This window comes from Microbulbifer flavimaris (assembly GCF_001641755.2).
Lineage (GTDB): Bacteria > Pseudomonadota > Gammaproteobacteria > Pseudomonadales > Cellvibrionaceae > Microbulbifer > Microbulbifer flavimaris.
This window is the reverse complement of the sequence record NZ_LRFG02000003.1, coordinates 194,649-215,895: the sequence shown is the minus strand read 5'-3', so window position 1 is coordinate 215,895 and position 21,247 is coordinate 194,649. Positions and strand designations below refer to the sequence as shown.

The window sequence follows — 21,247 nt, the reverse complement described above, 5'->3', positions numbered from 1 at the left end:
GAGGACTTGGCGTGAGTCACGACAATCCCAATTTTCAGGCCCTGGATTGGCTGGCCGGTGAAATCAATGAGTCGTTGACGCAGGCGCGCCAGCATCTCGAGCATTTCGCTGCAGAAGCGGATGGCGACGCCAGTTTGCTTCAGAGTTGTCTGGCGCTGATCCACCAGGTCCACGGCAGCCTCCACATGGCCGAGCTCACCGGCGCGGCCATGTTGGCCGAGGAGATGGAGCAGCTGGTTCAGGCGCTCGCTTCCGGTGTGGTGGAAAATAGTGAGGAGACCCGCGAATTCCTGATGCGGGCGCTGCTCGAACTGCCGCTGTACCTGGAAAAGGTCGCTTTCCAGCGCCGCGATAATCCGGTGCTCCTGCTGCCGCTGCTGAATGACCTGAGGGCCGTGCGCCGCGAGCGCCTGATTACCGAGGGTGCAATCTTCGCGCCCGACCTGTCCCCTCTCGATCGCGCCACGGGCAAGCGCCAGCCCATCACAACGGATAATGCGCGCCTACAGGAGCTGGTTTCCAAGCTGCGCAAAATGTATCACGTGGCCGCAGCTGGATTGATTCGCGATGTAAACAGTGGCGAAAACATCGCCTACCTGAAAAAAGTCTGCGAGAAGATGTCGCTGCTGTACAGCGGTAGTGTTCGCCAGCCGCTCTGGCAGATTCTCCAGGGTATCTTTGCCGCCGTTGACGCCCACCAGCTGAGCGTGATGCCGGCTTTGCGTCAGTTACTGCGTCGAATCGATGTGGAGTTCCGCCTCCTCCAGGGGCGCGGTGCCGCGGTACTGGATGCCCAGCTCGATCGCGACCTGGTGCGCAACCTGCTCTTCTATGTCTATCTCAGCGGCCCGAATGGAACGCAGCGCGAATCCCTTTACCGCACTTTCGCGCTCGATCGCGCGGTGCCCGGAACACCGCGGCCGGATACCGGTGATGCACTGGCGATGGGGCCCGAGGCCCTGGGGACTGCGGTAGCAGCCCTGCGGGAGGAGTTGCGGACACTACGCGAGGCCCTCGAACCCGAACTCGCGGGTGGTGAGCGTGCGCCCCTCTCTGAGACCGCCGCGGTAGCGAAAAGGATTGCTGACACCCTGGGTGTGCTGGGGCTGGAAGATCACCGCACCCGTGCGCGCAGTGTCTACGAGGCCCTGCGTGATGCCTCCCGCAGTGAGGCGCCCGATGACCTGCTTATGCTGGCGGCCGGTGAGCTGGTCCAGCTGGACTCGGCCCTGCAGTCTGCGATGAGCCGGAATAACCGGACCGACAACAGCCAGCCCCTGATGGGTGATGCGACCGAGTCGGTTTTGCGAGAGGCCCGCGCCGGCCTGGAGCATGTCAAGGAATCCGTCGTCGAATATATTGCCAGTCACTGGGATTCGGGTTACCTGAGTCAGGTACCGGAGCGTCTGCAGGAAGTGTGCGGTGGCCTGGAAATGGTCGGTTACCGCCGCGCTGCAGAAATCGTCAATGCCTGCCGTCGCTATATCAGCGAGCAGCTGATCAGCGCCAGTGCCCAGCCGGATTGGAAACTGCTCGATACCCTCGCCGATGCCATCACCAGCGTTGAGTATTATCTCGAGCGCCGCGCTGAGGGCGTCGAAGATGCAGACATGCTGCTCGCCCTGGCCGAGGACAGTGTGGCGGCATTGGGCTTTGCAGTGTCCGGTGTGGAGGACCCGGTGCTGACGAGCACCGAAGGGGCCTTCGAGTCGTCACCGGAGCAGTCAGAGGAAGATGATGCGCTTGCCGGTTTTGACATGGAACTGGAAAGCGCCGATACGGAAGGCGCGAACACTGGAGAGGAATCCAGCTGGTTTGCTGCCTCCGATGAGTCGGGGTCGTCCGATATTGCACAATCAGCCGCTGCCGCAACGGATTCCAGTGCCGATGGAGAGCCAGCGAGTCCCGAAGCTCCCGCGGAGGCGCAATCCAGCGGGGCGGAAGAAGACGATGACGAAAGCCTGATCGATGACGAGATCATCGAGATTTTCCTCGAGGAAGCCGGGGAGGTGCTCGACACCATCGCCGAGTACTTCCCGCGCTGGGCGGCCAATTTCGGTGATGAAGAAGCCCTGGTGGAATTCCGTCGCGGTTTCCATACGCTGAAAGGCTCCGGCCGCATGGTCGAGGCAGCGGATATAGGCGAGCTGGCCTGGGCAGTTGAAAACATGCTCAACCGGGTCATTGACGAGAGTGTCAAACCGCAGCGCGCCCACGCTGAGCTTGTAGAACAGGTGCGGCAGAAGCTGCCCTCCATGGTCGACGCGTTTCGTCAGCGTCAAGCGGATCCGGATCCGGCGCGCACCGCGCAGCTGGAGTCCTGGGCACAACAGCTCTCCCGCGGGGAAATACCATCCGAGCTCGAAGCCTCCAGTGCTGACGTGCCGGAGCCCCAGGCTGCAGATCAGGACGCGGCGGAAGAGATCGACCAGCTCTGGGAAATCTTCGCCCAGGAGGCAGAGACACACCTCGCGGTCGTGGCCGAGTTCCTCGATGAAATGCGCGAGTGTGCCCCCGTCTATGGGGTGCCCTCCGATCCGCTGCACCGGGCGCTGCACACGCTCAAGGGTTCCGCCCATATGGCGGAGGTGACGCCGGTCGCCCAGCTGATAGCGCCTCTGGAACGTTTTGCCAAAGAATTGCGTACCTATCAGGTGCCCATCGATGAGGATATCTTCGAGCTGATCAGCGACGGTGCAGAGTATGTGCGCACCGCGCTGGGTCAGATTCGCGCGGGCGAGGCACTGGAAATCGAGAAGTGCGAGCAGTTCCTGGCCCGGGTGGCTGAATTGCAGGAGCGCGCGGTCGGACACCTGATCCGGGAGCGGGAGGCCAACGAGCCCCGGGCCGTGGATCCGCAGCTGCTGGCAGTGATCATGGCTGACGGTATGAAAGTACTGTTGGATGCGGATCAGATGCTGAATCAGTGGCGTTCCAACCCCGATGACACCGCGCTGCTGGAGCCGATGGCCGAAGAGCTGCAGGTGTTGCAGGAGGCGGCCAGTCGCGCACAGCTGCCGACGCTTGCCGACCTGTCACAATTACTGCTTGCCGTGTACCGCAAGGTGATTGAAGGGCGGCTGGAAGCGGAGCCCGCGCTCTGGGCTTCACTTGAACAGGGTCACAACGAGCTGCTGGATCTGGTGGACGCGGTCGCCGCCGCACAGGATCTGCCGGAGGTCAGCGAGGCGGTCGAAGAGGCGCTGCGCTACCTGGTTCAGGATGAGAGCACCGCTGTCAGCGATGACGATTACGACTGGGCGGAGCTGGGGATCGACAGTGCCGATCTGCCCACTACCGATGACGCTGGGCGCTGGGCGGTGGAGGCCGAGACGACCACTCCGGTTTCCGACACCCGCGACCGGGAGCTGCTGGAAGGCCTGACCCTTGATGGTGAGGCGGGTACGGATAGTGCCGATCACCAGCGTGCGGACGCAGTCCTGCTGGATGCCGACGGGGAATCGCTCACGGCAGAACCAGAGGCTGGTGACAGGGACAGCCAGTTTGATGATCTGAACTTCGATGATCTCCTGTTGGCCGAAGAGGTCGTGGAGCAGACAGATAACGGCTCGCCCCTCACGCCGGACGCGGAATCGATTGCTGCCGATGGTGATGAAAACCAGTTTGGTGAGCCGGTAAGAGCGCCGCAACCAACGGCGGCCAGCGCCGGTGACTCAGCAGCTGCAGAGACATCAGAGGGCTCGGGGGAAGACCCGGTAATGGTCGGGCCTGACATTGAGGCGCTGCTGTCTGACATCGACCCGGACGTGGTCGAGGTGTTCATGGAGGAGGCAGGTGACCTCATCGATGAACTTGAGGAATTGATTCAGGCCTGGGAACAGGACCCCTCCGATACCAGTCAGGCGGAAGCACTGAAGCGTGTCCTGCATACCTTCAAGGGTGGCGCCCGTATGGCGGGCCTGATGGGGCTGGGCGAGGTTGCGCATCGCTTTGAGACGGTGATCGAGGGCATGCAGGGCACGGCCGAGCCCTCCGCGGAATTTTTTGCCGATGCCCATGCGATTTACGATCGCCTCGCCGGGGGTGTAGAGACGGTTCGTGCCTGGATGGCAGGAAACGAGCAGGAGGCCTTTGGGCTGCTGCTCTCCACTCACTGGGCCGATGACAAGCTGGCCGAGGACGCCAACCCTGTCGACTACGGCATTGAAGCCCGTGATCCAGAGCCAGAGCTGCCTGAAGCAGACTCGCAGAAACCAGTGCGGGAAACCGCTGAGCCGCCGCGTGGCAGTGATGATACTGCTGCGCCGGAGACGCCCGTTGACCGCGCGGATGATGGTGCTATCCAGGAATTGATCCTGGCGAAGCGCAGCGGCAACGTGCTGCCGTTCGTCCGTAAGGATGGTGGCATCAAGCCCCAGGAGAGCAGCAGCCCGAGTCGGGGCCAGCCGCAGGAGATGGTGCGGGTGGCCGCGGAGCTGCTTGAAGAGCTGGTCAACCTGGCGGGTGAGACCTCGATTTCACGGGGCCGCCTCGAAGAACAGGTGAGCGATTTTGGCCTGGCGCTGGACGAGATGGACATGACGCTGCAGCGACTGAACGAACAGTTGCGCCGTCTGGACCTGGAAACCGAAGCCCAGATTCTCTTCCGCCAGGAACAGTTGGCGGAAAAGGATGATGACTTTGACCCGCTGGAAATGGACCGCTATTCGTCCATCCAGCAGTTGTCCCGCTCGTTGATGGAGTCCACCTCGGACTTGCTGGAACTGCGTTCGACCCTGGGCAATAAGACCCGCGACACGGAAACCCTGTTGCTGCAGCAATCCCGGGTCAACACCGAGCTGCAGGAAGGTCTCATGCGCAGCCGCATGGTGCCCTTCTCGCGGCTGGTGCCGCGCCTGCGCCGTATCGTCCGCCAGGTGAGCGCCGAGGTCGGCAAGCAGGTCGAGCTGGTCTTCTCCAATGTCGAGGGTGAACTCGACCGCTCGATGCTCGAGCGGATGGTGGCACCGCTGGAGCACATGCTCCGCAACGCAGTGGACCACGGTATCGAAACCCCGGCCGAGCGGGTTGCCGCGGGCAAGCCTGAAAAGGGCCGTATCACCGTCGCGCTCGAGCGCGAGGGTAGTGAGGTGGTGTTGACCATCAGCGATGATGGTGCCGGTATCAACCTGATGAAGGTGCGTCAGCGGGCCGTGGAGAGCGGCCTGATGCGGCCGGACGCCGAGCTGTCGAACAATGAAATTCTGCAGTTCATCCTGCAGGCCGGTTTCAGTACCGCGGAAAAGGTGACCCAAATTTCCGGCCGCGGCGTGGGTCTCGATGTGGTCAGCGCCGAGATCAAGCAGATCGGCGGTGCCGTGCATATCAATTCCCAGTCGGGGACCGGTACCGAGTTCGTGGTGCGCCTGCCGTTCACCGTATCGGTCAACCGGGCCCTGATGGTGCGCATCGGTGAGGATCTGTTCGCGCTGCCGCTCAATACCATCGAGGGTATCGTCCGGCTCAGTCCGTTTGAGCTCGAGCATTACTACCGCTCCGCTGAAGCGAGATTCGAGTATGCGGGAGAGCCTTACCAGGTGAACTACTTCGGCACACTGCTGCAGTCTGAAGCGCAACCGAAGCTCAGTGTCGAGGACATGCAGCTGCCAGTGCTGCTGGTGCGTTCCGAGGGCCATGCCATGGCCCTGCAGGTGGACGCCATCATGGGCAGCCGCGAGATTGTGGTGAAGAGCCTGGGTCCGCAGTTTGCCGCGGTTCAGGGTGTTTCCGGTGCGACAGTGACTGGTGACGGTACCGTGGTGGTCATTCTCGACGCCCACGCACTGCTGCGTCGCCAGGCTGCGCAGCTAGCGCGGCCGGAAACGGCGGCGCTGACACTGGAGCCGCAGCAACCGGCTCCCCAGGCGCAGCCGGCGGAAGAGCGCCAGCAGACCGTAATGGTTGTGGATGACTCGGTGACGGTGCGCAAGGTAACCACACGCTTCCTTGAGCGTGAGGGTTATATCGCCGTCACGGCGAAGGACGGTCAGGATGCGGTGATCCAGCTGCAGGACATGAAGCCAGACCTGATCCTGCTGGATATCGAGATGCCGCGCATGGATGGTTTCGAGGTGGCGCGGCATATCCGCTCCAGCAGTACCCTGCGGGATATCCCGATCGTGATGATTACCTCGAGGACGGGTAAAAAACACCGGGATCACGCCCTGTCACTGGGGGTTAACCAGTATCTCGGCAAGCCCTATCAGGAGGAGGTGCTCCTCGCAGCGATTCGCGAGCACCTGCCGGAGCTGGCGGAGCACTAACCGTGAAAAAAGAGAGTGTGTGGCAATGAGTGGAGTACAAGCGCTGCCGGTGGATGTGCCGAGAGAGGTGAGCAGCCTGTTCCTGCCCCTGGCGGACGGGCAGCTGCTGGTCCCCGTGGATACATTGTCGGAAGTCATTGCGGTGCAGACGCCGGTTTCTGCCTATGATGCCCCGGATTGGTATCTGGGTGAGTTGAACTGGCGTGAACAGCGATTACCGCTGGTGTCATTCGAGGTCCTGCGTGGCGGCTCTCTGGCGATGGCCAGTAGCACTGGGCGCATCGCCGTACTGAATACCGGCAACCCGGACGGGGACCTGCCTTTTCTGGCCCTGATGCTTCAGGGTACGCCGCGGCTTGTCCGTGTGACCCAGGAAGATTTGGCGGGGAGGGATAAAGACTGCAGCAGTGGTGAGCTGATGCATGTGGCACTTTCCGGAGAAGAGGCCGTGATCCCCGACCTCGAGGCCCTCGAGGCCGCCTGTCTCAAGTACCGCAGCGCTCGCTAGACGCTACGCCGATCGCCTGAGATTGTCAGGGGAAAGCAAAACGGGGCCATCAGGCCCCGTTTTTTGTTGCGGTGTTGTTGCGCTGCGGCCCTCAGAAGAGCTCTTCCGGCAGGGACTCGCGCTCCCGCTCAGGTTGTGCGTTGTCCGGATCACGGTCATTGGAGTAGACAGGGGCAATGGAGCGGTAGCTCTCCCTGCCGGGAACCCGGTCGGCACGGAAGACCTCAAACATGCCGCCGCCGGAGGTGCGCCGGCCGGTGTTGGGGTTGATACGCACGGTGACGATATCGTCAGGCTGTGGCAGGTGGCGCTCGGGCTGACCCTCCAGGGCTGTCGTCATGAAGTCGATCCAGATTGGCAGGGCTGCGGAGCCACCGTACTCGTTTTTGCCCAGCTCGTCATTGGAATCGAAGCCGACCCAGGTGCTGGTGGCGAGGTGAGGGCTGTAACCGGAGAACCAGGCATCGCGCGGTCCGTTGGTGGTACCGGTCTTGCCGGCGATGTCACCGCGCTTCATGGCCAGCGCCTTGCGGCCGGTGCCCTTCTTGATCACGTCCTTCAGCATCGAGTCCATGATGAACGCCGTCTCCGGGGACATGATTCGCGGGGCGCGCGGGCGGGCCTGCTCACCGGACTCGCTGTAGACCGGGCTCACATGCAGGGTGCGGAGATCGACGGGCTCGTCGGTCGGTTCGATGGCGGCCGCCTCCATCTGCACTTCCTCAAGATCCAGCGGCTCCCGCTGTAGCTCTTCGGCGCCCGGTTCCGGGCAGTCGCGGCAGACCGTCAGCGGCAGGGCCTGGTAGACCGCATCGCCGTTCACGTCCAGCACCCGATCCACCAGGTAGGGCTCGACCCGGTAGCCACCGTTGGCAAACGCAGCGTATCCGCGAGCGACTTCTACCGGTGTCAGCGCAGAGCTACCCAGGGCAATGGTCAGGTTGCGGGCGAGCTTGCTGCGCTCGAACCCGAAGCGCTCGGTAAAGTCGAGCGCATAATCGATACCCAGAGCCTGCAGCAGGCGAATGGAAACCAGGTTGCGCGACATATACAGGGCTTTGCGCAGTCGGGTCGGGCCGAGGAAGGTGCCGGAGGAGTTTTCCGGGCGCCACACATCCTGGAGGTTGGTTTCCTCAAAGATGATTGGCGCGTCATTCATCATACTGGCGGCAGTGTAGCCGCGTTCTATTGCTGCGGCGTAGATAAACGGCTTGAAGTTGGAGCCGGGCTGCCGCGCCGCCTGCGTGGCACGGTTGAAGTGACTCTGACGGAAGTCGTAGCCACCCACCAGGGCGCGGATAGCGCCGTCCTCCGGGGCCAGTGACACCAGCGTGCCCTGTGCCGCCGGCACCTGTGCCAGGTGCCATTCCTCGCGCACCTGTGGCTCATCCAGCGGCGCAGCGGGTTCGCCGGGGTCGGCAAACGGGTCGGCGCCCCGGGGAGGCTCGGCCTCCTCGCTGGAGGCTTCAGCGACCAGATTCTCGTCCTGGGGGTCTACTTCTACGCGGCGCAGGCGGATGACGTCACCCGGTGCAAACATCTCATCAGCGGATTTGAGGCGCGGGCCGCGGGAGTTCTCCGACAAAAACGGCCGGATGGTGTCGAGGCCGTTTTCCCAGGGGACCTCGACTACGCGGCGATCTCCCAGCTGCACCTGCAACTTCTTGGGTTCCACTGCGGTAACGACGGCGGGCTCGAGACCGCCGAGGACCGGGATCTCGTTCAGCAGGTCGACCAGCTGGTCGCTGTCCTGCAGCAGTTCCGGGTCCAGCCGCTGTTCCGGTCCGCGGTAACCGTGGCGACCGTCATAAGTCTCCAGGCCCCGCTGCAGAGCTTCCTGCGCAGCCTGCTGCAGGCGGCTGTCGACAGTGGTGATGACCTGGTAGCCATCGGTATAGGCGCTGTCACCGAAAAGCTCGACGGCCTCCTTGCGGGCCATCTCGGCGATATAGGGCGCGTCCATGTCCAGGTCCCGCGGGTGCGGGCGGGCGGTGACCGGTGCGGTGATGGAGTTCTTGTAGTCCGCCTGGTCGATATAGCCGAGATCCAGCATGCGGCGGAGAATCCAGTTGCGCCGCACCAGGGCCCGGGACGGGTTAGCCAGGGGGTTGTAGGTGGAGGGCGCTTTTGGCAGGCCCGCCATCATCGCCCACTGGGCCAGGTTGAGCTCGGCGATATCCCGGCCGTAATACACCTGGGCTGCGGCCTGGAAGCCGTAGGCGCGGTTGCCGAGAAAGATTTTATTGATGTAGAGCTCGAGAATCTCGTCTTTGCTGAGTTCCCGCTCGATTTCCAGGGACAGCAGGATCTCGTTGAACTTGCGCACGAAGCGCTGTTCGCGGCTCAGGAAGAAGTTCCGTGCCACCTGCATCGTCAGGGTGCTGCCACCGGACTGGATCGAGCCGGTCTGCACCAGTTGGGATGCCGCCCGCATCAGGCCCTTAATCGAGACGCCCTTGTGGGAGTAAAATCCGTCATCTTCCGCGGCGAGAATCGCCTTGACGAACATTTCCGGCGTCTGCTCGATGCCAATGGGGTTGCGGCGCTTCTCGCCGAACTCGCCGATTAGCTTGAGATCCTGGGAGTAGACCCGCAGTGGCGTCTGCAGGCGAATATCTCGCAGAGTCTCCACGGAGGGCAGGCCTGGCTTGAGGTACAGGTAGATGCTGGCAAAGGCCATGGCTGCGCCGGCGGCCCCCGCCAGGGCGAGCCAAACCAACGAAAACAGGCGGTTGCGGGCTTTTTCGGACATTTAAGGGTGCTTCTGGTTTACGTCTGAATCAGATCGGGTGAATAATTATACGAATATTGTGCGCTGATACCTATGCAATTGCCGGTTGCAGCTGTAATTTAAAGTGCTATAACATCAAATCTTCATAACCCACGGAAAAGATAAGAAAAATGGGGATGCTCCCTTTTCTCAACAAGGGCCCGAAGGCCATGCTGGGGCTAGATATTAGCTCTACAGCGGTCAAGTTACTGGAGCTAAGTCGCAACGGTGACAAATACCGGGTCGAATGTTATGCCGTAGAGCCTTTGCCCCCCAATGCGGTGGTCGACAAGAACATCAATGACGTGGGTGCGACCGCGGAAGCCATTCGCAAGGTGGTGCGTCGGTCCAAGACCCGCCTGCGCCAGGCTGCAGTGGCGGTTTCCGGTTCGGCGGTGATTACCAAGACCCTGGAAATGGCGTCGGACCTGAACGAGGATGCCCTCGAGGCGCAAATCGCCCTGGAAGCCGACCAGTACATTCCCTACCCCCTGGACGAGGTCAACCTGGATTTCGAGGTGCAGGGCCCGTCCGACAAGGGCGAGGGGCAGGTCGAAGTGCTGCTGGCTGCCTGTCGCAGCGAGAACATCGAGCAGCGGGTCTCGGCGCTGGCTGAGGCCGAGCTGCAGGCTGCGGTGGTGGACGTCGAGGCCTATGCCATCGAGCGGTCCTACACCCTGATGGAGCGCCAGTTTCCGCCCCAGGAGCAGCTGGTCGTGGCCGTGATTGATATCGGCGCCACCATGACAGCGCTCTCAGTGCTGGTGGACGGCAAGACGGTCTACACCCGCGAGCAGCTGTTCGGCGGTCGCCAGCTGACCGATGAAATCCAGCGCCGTTACGGTCTCTCTGCCGAGGAGGCCGGGCTGGCCAAGCGCCAGGGCGGCAGCGGCCTGCCCGACGACTACTACCCCGAGGTGCTGGAACCGTTCCGCGATGCGGTGGTGCAGCAAGTAACCCGCTCCCTGCAGTTCTTCTACTCCTCAACTTCCTACAGCGACGTGGACTACATCCTGCTGGGTGGTGGTGTTGCGGCGATGGACGGGCTTGCGGATTTGGTGGGCGAGAAGCTGGGTAAGCCGACCCTGGTGGCCAACCCCTTCCAGGACATGACCGTGGCTTCCCGGGTCAATCGCCAGGCGCTGGCCAATGAGGCGCCCTCGCTGATGATTGCCGCGGGCCTTGCCATGCGCGAGAAGGAGTACTGAGTATGGCCAAGATTAACCTATTGCCTTGGCGCCAGGAATTTCGCGCTCAGAAGCAGAAAGAGTTCCAGCAGGTCGCAGCGCTGGTGGTGATCGCCGCAGGCGTCGCCGTTTTCCTGTGGATGAAAATGGTCGACGGCCAGATCGGCAACCAGAACGAGCGCAACCGATTACTGCAGACCGAGATTACCGCCCTGGAAAAGCAGGTCCGCGAGATCAAGGATCTGAAAAAGCGCCGTCAGGAGCTCATCGATCGGATGCGGGTGATTCAGGAGCTGCAGGGTAACCGGCCACTGTCAGTGCGCTATTTCGATGAAATGGTCCGTGCAGCCCCGGAGGGCCTCTGGCTCACCGGCCTGAAGCGTGGCGGCAAAACGGTAGAGATTACCGGCGTGGCCGAGTCCAATAACCGCGTTTCGTCATTTATGCGCAATCTGGATCAGAGCGAGTGGTACGAGTCTCCCAACCTGACCGGTGTTACCGCCAAGCCAGAGTTCGGCGAGCAGGCCAGCGCCTTCCAGATGACCGTGACGGTAAGCGGGCGCAAGAAACAAGAAGACGAAGAACAACAAGAACTAGCGACAACCGCTAATTAAAGGGTCCAAGCCATGGCGTTGGAGGATACGCTCAAACAGCTGAATCAGCTCGATATCAACGATATCGACTTTTCACGCGTGGGTGTCTGGCCACTGGCCGGGCGTATTGCATTGCTGATAATCATTGCGCTGGCACTGGTTGGCGGCGGTTATTACTTTCTGATCGGCGACCGCTACCAGCAACTGGAGTTTGCGGCGAACAAGGAGAGGGAGCTTTTCACAAAGTTCGAGAAGAAATCCTTTGAGGCGGCCAACCTCGACGCCTATCGCCAGCAGCTGGCCGAGATGGAGGAGACTTTCGGGACGCTGCTGAAGCAGTTGCCGAAAGACACCGAGGTGCCGGGCCTGCTGGAGGATATCGACGAATATGGTCGCGGCAGCGGCCTGACGATTCAGAAGATCGCCCTGGAAGAGGAGCAGGTCGGTGAGTTCTATGTGGAGCTTCCGATCCGTATCGAGGTTCAGGGCGGCTACCACGAATTCGGGGCTTTCGTCAGCGGTATTGCCGGCATGCCCCGTATCGTGACCTTGCACGATTTTAATATCGATACCAGCAAAGACGGCGGTGCGCTGCTCAATATGGTCATCAATGCCAAGACCTACCGCTATAAAGAGCAGGGGGAAGAGGGATGATCAGACTGTTTGCTCTCGCGCTAACCGCTGTAGCCGTGGCCGGTTGCAGCCTGGATTCGAGCCACAGTGATTTGCGCCAGAAAATGGCTGCGGTCAAAGCCAAGCCGAAAGGCCAGATCGAGCCGATCCCGACCTTTACGCCCTACAGTCCCTATGTCTACAGCGCGGCTGCAGAGCGCAGTCCGTTCACGCGTCCGGTACTGGACTCAGAGCAGCGAATCGTGGGTCGGCGGCTGGACGTGGCACCGGATAGCGATCGCCGCAAGGAGCTGCTGGAGCGATTTAATTTTGATGCGCTGTCCATGGTGGGCACGCTGTCACGGAGCGGCCAGATTTGGGCGCTGGTTGACGACGGTGAGGGGGGGATTCACCGGATTACCGTCGGCAACTATCTGGGCAAGAACCACGGTCGCGTGGTGAGTGCCTCTGCTGCACAGGTTGATGTACTGGAAATTGTACCGGATGGCACCGGTGGCTGGATCGAGCGGCCACGGGCGCTGACTTTGGAAGAGAAGGACAACCAATAATGATGAACAAGCAACTCGCCAAAGTAATGGCCGCCGCAAAGGCGTTGTTGCTGGCTCTGGCATTGATGCCCGCGGTATCCCTGGCACAGGCCAATCAGCTCAACGATATACAGTTCTCCGAACTGCCGGGAAACCGCGTCCAGTTGCGGCTGAGCTTCAGCGATGTGCCTCCGGAGCCCACCGGTTACACCATTGAACAGCCCGCACGCATCGTCATGGACTTCGCCGGCGTCGAGAGTGTGCTGCCGCAGAAAAAATATTCCCTGGGCATTGGCGGTGCCCGCAGTGCCGTGGTGGTTTCCTCCGAGGACCGCACCCGCCTGATCGTCAATCTGGACCAGCTGCCGGTGTACACCAGTGAGCGCCAGGGCAACCAGGTGGTGATGGAGATAGGTGCCGATTCTGCTACGACCGCTTCCGTTGCCGCGGCACCCGCACCAGTGCAGCAGCCCAGCGAGAATCTGAGCCTGGGTGGTCAGAGCCGCTTCCAGGCTGCCGATAACGTGGCCATCAGCAACATCGACTTCCGTCGCGGTGAAGCCGGCGAGGGTAAGGTCATCGTGAGCCTGAGTGACCCCGCAGTGAATATCGATGTGGAGCGCACCAAGGGCCGCATTCTTCTCACCTTCCTCGGCGCCGACCTGCCGGAGTCCCTGCGTCAGCGTCTGGATGTCACCGACTTCGCCACCCCGGTGAAGTCCATCACCGTGGACTACGATGGCCGCAACACCGTGATTTCGGTGGATCCGGCCACCGGCGACTACGACTACCTGGCTTACCAGGCGGATAATCAGTATGTACTGAGTGTAAAGCCGCTGACCGTGGCCGAGGTGCGGGAGAAGCGCCAGGAGTTCCAGTTCTCCGGCGAGAAGCTGTCCCTGAACTTCCAGGACATCGAAGTGCGCTCCGTACTGCAGCTGATCGCAGACTTCACCGACCTCAACCTGGTCGCCAGTGACACTGTCACCGGCCGCATCACCCTGCGTCTCGACGGTGTACCTTGGGACCAGGCGCTGGAACTGATCCTCAAGGCCAAGGGCCTGGACAAGCGCCAGGACGGTAACGTGATTATGGTGGCGCCGGCGGCCGAGATCGCCGAGCGCGAGCGGCAGGAGCTGGAGGCCCGCAGGCAGCTGGAAGAGCTGGCACCGCTGCGCACCGAGTATATCCAGGTACGTTATGCAGATGCCCGCGAGCTGTTCAGCCTCTTCTCCGGCCAGCAGGGTGGCGGCGGTGGCGGCTTCAACCAGGGCAATTTTGCCGGCGGCCGTGAAGATGACAGCGAACAGCGCAGCATCCTGTCCCGCCGTGGCAGTGCGATCGTTGACGAGCGCACCAACACCATCATCCTCACCGACACTGAAGAGAAGATCGCCCAGTTCCGTGACCTGATCGCCGCCATTGATATCCCGGTACGCCAGGTGATGATCGAGGCCCGTATCGTCAATGCGAATACCGACTTCCTGCGTGAGCTGGGTGTGCGCTGGGACTACAGCGAAGACCACAACATTGATGATGATGCCATCGGCATTGGTGGTGGTCGACAGGCGGCAGATTTCCGCGAGGGTGACGGCGCCATTCCAAGTGTGGATGCCCCGCAGGCCATCTTTGACCCGATGCTGGTGGACCTGGGAGTCGCCAACCCGGCGGGTAACATTGCCTACGCAATCCTGAAGGAAGATTTCTTCCTCGGCCTCGAGCTCTCCGCGCTGGAAGATGTGGGCAAGGCGGAGATCGTGTCGCAGCCGAAAGTTGTGACCGGTGACAAGCAGGAAGCCAACATCGAATCCGGTGTGGAAATCCCCTACCTTGAGGCGACTTCCTCCGGTGCTGCGTCGGTGACCTTCCGCGAGGCGGTATTGCAGCTGAACGTAACGCCGCAGATCACCCCGGATAACAACATCATCATGGACCTGGATATCAACCAGGACAGCGTGGGCGAGCTGTTCACCGACCTGGTGACCGGCTCTCAGATTCCCTCGATCAATATCAACTCTCTGCAGACCAAAGTGCTGGTGAGCAATGGTGAAACCATCGTGCTCGGCGGTATCTTCGAGAGTCAGGCCATCGAGGGGGAGACCAAGGTGCCGCTGCTGGGTGATATCCCCTACCTGGGTAACCTCTTCAAGCAGACGGTGCGCAGTGACGATCGCCGTGAACTGCTGATCTTCATCACCCCGCGGATCATGGAAGACGATTACATCTACAGCAAGTGATCAGTCGTTCTATCTTTCTGGTCGGCCCCATGGGGGCCGGCAAGTCCACTATCGGCAAGTTACTGGCAGCCCAATTGCGGCTGCCTTTTGCCGATTCCGACAAGGTGCTCGAAGAGAAGACCGGTGCCGATATCCCCTGGATTTTCGATGTCGAGGGGGAGGCCGGCTTCAGGCGCCGTGAAAGCGACACGTTACGCCAGCTGTGCGAGGGGCCAGTGCAGGTCATAGCCACCGGCGGCGGTATTGTGCTGCGGGAGGAAAACCGTCGTCTTCTGCGCAAGCATGGCCTGGTCGTATACCTGCAGGCCAGTATCGACCAGTTGATGGAACGGACATCCAAGAACAGCAACCGCCCCCTGCTGCAGGTCGCGGACCCCCGGGCCCGGATTATCGAGCTGGTGGAGGAGCGCGACCCCCTCTACCGCGAGGTGGCTGATCTCGTCTGCGAAACCGACTATTGCACGCCCAAACAGGCGGCGATACGGGTGGCAGAGAGGCTTTCGGAAGCCAGTTCTACGGATTGATCCCACCCGGCAGGGCTCCAGCCTGCCTCGCGATACCTCCAGGGTCGCACCTATCCAAAGCTATTAGATGGAGAGTCTCATGAATCGCCTCACGGTCGAACTGGGAGAGCGCAGCTATCCAATCCTGATCGGTCAGCACCTTCTCGCTGATGCCAGCAATCTGGCGCCCTATATCCGTGGCCGACAGGTGATGGTGGTCAGTAATGAGACGGTCGCACCGCTGTATCTGCAGAAGCTGCTGGCCGGGCTGGCGGGTTGTGAGCTGGAACGGGTGGACCACCTGGAGTTGCCGGATGGCGAGGCCTTCAAGAACCTGGATACGCTCAATCGGATTTTCGATGCCCTGCTGGAGCGGCGCCATAATCGCAGCACGACACTGATTGCGCTCGGCGGCGGGGTTGTGGGGGACATGACAGGTTTTGCCGCTGCCAGTTACCAACGGGGTGTCGATTTTATTCAGGTGCCGACCACCCTGCTGTCTCAGGTGGACTCCTCTGTCGGCGGCAAAACCGGGGTGAACCACCCCCTGGGCAAGAACATGATCGGGGCCTTCTATCAGCCGCGACTGGTGCTCGCCGATATGGACAGCCTGTCAACACTGCCACCTCGGGAGTTCAGTGCCGGTGTTGCCGAGGTGATCAAGTACGGCCTGATCTGCGACAGCGAATTCTTCGGCTGGCTCGAAGCCAACATGGGACGTTTGATGGCGCGGGATCCTGAAGCGCTGGCCTTTGCGGTGGAGCGCTCCTGTCGGGACAAGGCCGAGGTGGTTGCCGCGGATGAGCGTGAGTCGGGGCGCAGGGCGATTCTTAACTTCGGCCATACCTTCGGCCATGCCATTGAGGCTGTGCAGGGTTACGGTCAGTGGTTACACGGGGAGGCGGTGGCCGCCGGCATGGTCATGGCAGCGGAGCTTTCGCGGCTGCGCGGGGATATTCCCGTGGCACTGGTGGATCGCATCCGCCAGCTGCTGGCTGCCGCTGAACTGCCTGTCAGCGCTCCGGAGGCGATGACCGTGGATGAATTCCTGGATGCCATGGCGGTGGACAAGAAGGTCATCGACGGCAGATTGCGGTTGATTCTGCTGCGGGAGCTGGGTGAGGCAGCAATTGTCTCGGACTGCAGTCGGGACCTGATCTCGGAGGCCCTGCTCCGCTGCGGCGCGGTATGACCGCATGCTTGCTTTTATCCAGTCGCTGAGGACTATTTGACAAAAGCGGTCGCAAAAAGAAGATAAATCGGTTTTTTGCATGCCATCCAGAAGAATAGACTGTCTATTCTTGCAATTCCAGATCGACGCCAGTAATATTGCGCGCCCCTCGGAGAAAACCGGGGAATAGAAGCCAGAATAAAAAAGCCCCTTTGCGGGCTTTTTTTGTCAGTGAGGCAGGGTCGTGGCAAACGCGACCGGCCCCGCGAATCAGAAATTGGGGATTGTTGCGGATCTTGCGGTAGGCGGCATCGCATAACCTTGTCAGCCCCGGGCTGGCTCTCGCACCTCTCCTTTCTCTCTCTTCGCCGGGGCCCGGCATTACAACGATGAGGAATTTTATGGGTAGCGGTCTGTATCGGTTGGATGAGTTCAAGGACAACTGTGGTTTTGGCCTGATCGCACACCTGAAAGGTCAGGTGAGCCACAAGCTGGTGGAGACGGCGATCGAGTCGCTCACCTGTATGACCCACCGCGGCGGTATCGCCGCCGATGGTAAAACCGGCGATGGCTGTGGCCTGTTGCTGCAGAAGCCGGATGCATTCCTGCGCGCCGAGGCCCGCGAGCAGTGCGGCGCTGAACTGACCGACCAATACGCCGTCGGCGTCATCATGCTGCCCCTCGACGACCAAGAGGCCCAGGCCGGGCGAGATATCCTTGCCCGCGAGCTTGAGGCCCAGGGACTGCGTGTTGCCGGTTGGCGCACCGTGCCGACCAACCCGGAATGCCTCGGTCCGATCGCCCGGGAATCCCTGCCGCGCTTTGAGCATCTGCTGATCAATGATGCCGAGCAGCCCCTCGGCGAAGCCAAGTTCAATGCGCGCCTGTACGTCGCGCGACGCAAAGCGGAGCAGCAGCTGGCGGCGGGTGTGTACATTGCCAGCCTTTCCGCCCAGGTCGTTTCCTACAAAGGCCTGATGATGCCCGCCGACCTGGCGAAATTCTTTCCGGAGCTGGCGGACCCGCGCCTGGAAACTGCGATCTGCGTTTTCCACCAGCGATTCTCCACCAATACCATGCCGCGCTGGCCGCTGGCGCAACCATTCCGCCTGCTCGCCCACAACGGCGAGATCAACACCATTACCGGTAACCGCAACTGGTCCGTGGCTCGCACACCGAAGTTTTCCAGCCCCCTGCTGCCGGAACTGGCGGAGCTGGCGCCACTGGTCAACCGTGAGGGCTCGGATTCCTCCAGCCTCGACAACATGCTGGAGATGCTGATTGCCGGAGGTATGGAGCTGCACCGTGCGGTGCGCATGCTGGTGCCGCCGGCCTGGCAAAACGTAGAGAGCATGGATCCCGACCTGCGCGGTTTCTACGAATACATCTCCATGCATATGGAGCCGTGGGACGGCCCGGCAGGCCTGGTGATGACGGACGGCCGCTACGCCGTCTGCACCCTGGATCGCAACGGCCTGCGCCCGTCCCGCTGGGTGATCACCAAGGACGACATCATCACCGTCGCGTCCGAAATCGGTGTCTACGACTACAAACCCGAAGACGTGGTGGCAAAGGGCCGCCTCGGCCCGGGCCAGATGCTGTCGGTGGATACCCAAGAGGGCAAGCTGTACCACACCGCCGATATCGACAACATGTTGAAGGCCCGCCAGCCCTACAAGCGCTGGCTGAAGGACAAGGCCCGCCGCATCCGCTCCACCCTGGTGACGGCTCCGGTGGACAATAATTTCTCCTATGAGCAGTTCAAGGTTTACCAGAAACTGTTCAGTTCCTCGCTGGAGGAGCGGGATTCCGTGGTGCGACCGATGGCCGAGGCTGGCCAGGAAGCGGTCGGTTCCATGGGGGACGATACGCCGATGGCGGTGCTGTCCCGTCACAACCGCACGATTTACGACTATTTCCGCCAGCAGTTCGCCCAGGTGACCAATCCCCCCATCGACCCGCTGCGGGAAACGGTGGTCATGTCCCTGGAAACCTGCGTGGGCCGGGAAAAATCCGTTTTCGAGGAAACGCCGGAGCACGCGGATCGGGTGATCCTGTCCTCGCCGGTACTGTCCCACATGAAGTACACGGCCTTGCTGGAGCTGGATCGCCCCGGCTTCGAAGCGAAGATTTTCGACCTCAATTTCGATCCCGCCCAGCACGACCTGGAGGCGGCCATTCGCCAGCTTTGCGCCGATGTGGAAGCATCGGTGCGTGCCGGCACGGTACTGGTGGTGTTGTCGGACCGCGACATCCAGCCGGACAGGCTGCCGATCGATGCGCTGCTGGCTACCGGCGCGGTACATCATCACCTGGTGCACGCCGGCCTGCGCTGTGACTCCAATGTGATCGTCGATACTGCGAGTGCCCGGGATGCGCACCAGCTTGCCTGCCTGGTTGGCGTGGGCGCGACGGCGGTACACCCCTACTTCTCTTACAGCATCATCAACCACCTGATCGAGACCGGTGAGCTGTTGCTGGATGCGGCGGAAGCACAGAAGAATTATCGCAACGGCATCATCAAGGGCCTGCTGAAAATCCTCTCCAAGATGGGGATTTCCACGGTGGCGTCCTACCGCGGCGCACTGCTGTTCGAACTGGTGGGCCTGTCCCGTGACGTCGTGGACTTGTGCTTCCCGGGAGCGCCGACGCGAATCGAGGGCGCTGGATTTGCTGACCTGCAGGTGGATACGGCCAAGCGTGCAGAGAGCGCCTGGAAAGCGCGCAAGCCGGTATCGCCGGGCGGCCTGCACAAATACGTCCACGGTCAGGAATACCATGCGTTCAACCCGGACGTAGTCATGACCCTGCAGCAGGCGGTTCGCACCGGTGATTACGCTATCTGGCGGGATTACGCCGAGCTGGTCAACCAGCGCCCGGTGGCGACCCTGCGTGACCTGCTCGGATTCCGGGACAACCTGGAATCCATTGCCATTGACCAGGTGGAGCCGGCAGAGAATATCCTGCGCCGTTTCGATTCGGCGGCGATGTCTCTCGGTGCCCTGTCTCCGGAGGCCCACGAGTCCCTGGCCCAGGCCATGAACCGCCTGGGCGGCCGCTCTAACAGCGGTGAGGGTGGCGAGGACCCGGCGCGCTTCGGTACCGACAAGGTTTCCAAGATCAAGCAGGTGGCCTCCGGTCGCTTCGGAGTTACCCCGCACTACCTGGTGAATGCCGAGGTATTGCAGATCAAGGTCGCCCAGGGGGCGAAGCCGGGTGAGGGCGGCCAGTTGCCCGGTGGCAAGGTCAACGAGCTGATCGCGCGGCTGCGCTACTCGGTACCGGGGGTGACCCTCATTTCGCCACCGCCGCACCACGATATCTACTCCATCGAAGACCTGGCCCAGCTGATCTTCGACCTGAAGCAGGTCAATCCGGATGCGCTGGTTTCCGTGAAACTGGTTTCGCGGCCGGGCGTGGGCACTATCGCCGCCGGTGTCGCCAAGGCCTATGCCGACCTGATCACTATCTCCGGTTATGACGGCGGTACCGCTGCGAGCCCGATCACCTCGATCCGCTATGCCGGCTCTCCCTGGGAGTTGGGTCTGGCGGAAACCCACCAGACCCTGCGCGCCAACGACCTGCGCGACAAGGTCCGCGTGCAGACTGACGGTGGACTCAAGTCCGGCCTCGACGTCGTCAAGGCAGCCATCCTCGGCGCCGAGAGCTTCGGCTTTGGCACGGCGCCCATGGTGGCGCTGGGGTGTAAGTACTTGCGTATCTGCCACCTCAACAACTGCGCCACCGGTGTCGCCACCCAGAACCAAGATCTGCGCGACGATCACTACATCGGCACCGCGGAAATGGCGATGAACTTCTTCCGCTTCGTGGCTGAGGAAACCCGCGAGTGGATGGCGCGCCTGGGCGTGCGCTCGCTGGAGGAACTGGTGGGGCGCGTGGACCTGTTGCAGGTGCTCGAGGGCCAGACCGACAAGCAGAACAAGCTCGATCTGTCGCCGCTGCTGCATACCGACGCACTGCTGTCTGAAAAGCCGCAGACCTGTCAGCAGCCGCAAAACACGCCCTGGGACAAGGGTGAGCTGGCGGAGCGGATGGTGGCGGATATGCTGCCGGCCATCGAGAGCCTGTCCGGCGGCGAGTATGAGTACACCGTTACCAACTGTGATCGCTCCATCGGCGCCCGCCTGTCCGGTGAAATCGCCCGGCGTCACGGTAACCAGGGGATGGTGGACGCTCCGCTGAAAATACGTCTGACCGGTGTTGCCGGGCAGTCATTCGGCGTGTGGAATGCCGGTGGCCTGGAGATGTATCTGGACGGCGATGCCAACGACTACGTCGGCAAGGGCATGGCCGGCGGCAAGCTGGTGATTCGTCCCCCTGCGGGAAGCAGCTTTGCCTCCCAGGACACCAGTATCGTCGGCAATACCTGCCTGTACGGTGCCACCGGCGGCAAGCTATTCGCCGCCGGGCGCGCCGGCGAGCGTTTCGCCGTGCGCAACTCCGGTGCCTTCGCTGTGGTTGAGGGCGCAGGCGACCACTGCTGTGAATACATGACCGGCGGTATGGTGGCGGTGCTCGGAAAGACCGGCTTCAACTTCGGTGCCGGTATGACCGGCGGTTTTGCCTATGTGCTGGACCTGGAGCGGGATTTCTTCGACAAGTGCAATCACGAGTTGATTGAATTGCGGCGCATCAGCAGCGAGACCCTCGAACCTAACCAGAGCCACCTGCGCGAGGTGATCGAGGAGTACGTCGCCGAAACCGGCAGCGAATGGGGCGCGGAGCTGCTGGACAACTTCGACGATTACCTGAGCCGCTTCTGGCTGGTAAAACCCAAGGCGGCGAGTCTCGCCGGCCTGCTATCCGATGTGCGCAAGCGTGGTGAGTAAGGGGT

The 21,247-nt window shown here is 61.8% G+C and carries 11 protein-coding genes; 10 read left to right on the top strand and 1 reads right to left on the bottom strand.

What is annotated here, in order from left to right:
* Positions 1 to 11 precede the first annotated feature (11 nt).
* Together AWR36_RS10080 and AWR36_RS10075 are read left to right on the top strand one after the other, a co-directional pair.
* Positions 12 to 6,263 (top strand): Hpt domain-containing protein, encoded by a 6,252-nt coding sequence (locus AWR36_RS10080; RefSeq protein ID WP_067084383.1) that lies wholly within the window; start codon positions 12 to 14, stop codon positions 6,261 to 6,263.
* 25 nt (positions 6,264 to 6,288) lie between these two features.
* Positions 6,289 to 6,771: a chemotaxis protein CheW gene (locus tag AWR36_RS10075; protein WP_067084381.1), complete on the top strand. Its 483-nt coding sequence runs from the start codon at positions 6,289 to 6,291 to the stop codon at positions 6,769 to 6,771.
* 91 nt (positions 6,772 to 6,862) lie between these two features.
* Here AWR36_RS10075 and AWR36_RS10070 read toward each other — a convergent pair whose 3' ends face one another.
* Positions 6,863 to 9,523: a penicillin-binding protein 1A gene (locus AWR36_RS10070; RefSeq protein WP_067084379.1), complete on the bottom strand. Its 2,661-nt coding sequence runs from the start codon at positions 9,521 to 9,523 to the stop codon at positions 6,863 to 6,865.
* Positions 9,524 to 9,672: 149 nt separating this feature from the next.
* On the opposite strand from AWR36_RS10070, the gene AWR36_RS10065 reads away from it, so the two are divergent.
* The 8 genes from AWR36_RS10065 to gltB all read left to right on the top strand — a co-directional run bounded on the left by AWR36_RS10065 (position 9,673) and on the right by gltB (position 21,242).
* Complete coding sequence (locus AWR36_RS10065; RefSeq protein ID WP_067084377.1) at positions 9,673 to 10,749, top strand: pilus assembly protein PilM; 1,077 nt, start codon at positions 9,673 to 9,675, stop codon at positions 10,747 to 10,749.
* Positions 10,750 to 10,751: 2 nt separating this feature from the next.
* On the top strand, positions 10,752 to 11,342 hold the full coding sequence (locus AWR36_RS10060) for a PilN domain-containing protein (RefSeq protein WP_067084376.1): 591 nt from the start codon (positions 10,752 to 10,754) through the stop codon (positions 11,340 to 11,342).
* Between the two features lie 12 nt (positions 11,343 to 11,354).
* The gene (locus tag AWR36_RS10055; protein ID WP_067084375.1) at positions 11,355 to 11,975 is read left to right on the top strand and encodes a type IV pilus inner membrane component PilO; all 621 of its coding nucleotides are present in this window, start codon (positions 11,355 to 11,357) and stop codon (positions 11,973 to 11,975) included.
* On the top strand, positions 11,972 to 12,502 hold the full coding sequence (locus AWR36_RS10050) for a pilus assembly protein PilP (RefSeq protein WP_067084373.1): 531 nt from the start codon (positions 11,972 to 11,974) through the stop codon (positions 12,500 to 12,502). The genes AWR36_RS10055 and AWR36_RS10050 overlap by 4 nt, the downstream gene beginning before the upstream one ends.
* A complete protein-coding gene (gene pilQ / locus AWR36_RS10045) occupies positions 12,502 to 14,718 on the top strand; it encodes a type IV pilus secretin PilQ (RefSeq protein ID WP_067084371.1) in 2,217 nt (738 codons plus the stop codon). Before AWR36_RS10050 ends, pilQ begins: the two co-directional genes overlap by 1 nt.
* A complete protein-coding gene (aroK, locus tag AWR36_RS10040; protein WP_197409264.1) occupies positions 14,718 to 15,242 on the top strand; it encodes a shikimate kinase AroK in 525 nt (174 codons plus the stop codon). Before pilQ ends, aroK begins: the two co-directional genes overlap by 1 nt.
* A gap of 79 nt (positions 15,243 to 15,321) precedes the next feature.
* Positions 15,322 to 16,413 (top strand): 3-dehydroquinate synthase, encoded by a 1,092-nt coding sequence (gene aroB, locus AWR36_RS10035; RefSeq protein ID WP_067084369.1) that lies wholly within the window; start codon positions 15,322 to 15,324, stop codon positions 16,411 to 16,413.
* A 380-nt stretch (positions 16,414 to 16,793) separates the two neighbouring features.
* A complete protein-coding gene (gltB, locus tag AWR36_RS10030) occupies positions 16,794 to 21,242 on the top strand; it encodes a glutamate synthase large subunit (RefSeq protein ID WP_067084367.1) in 4,449 nt (1,482 codons plus the stop codon).
* The last annotated feature ends 5 nt before the right edge of the window (positions 21,243 to 21,247 follow it).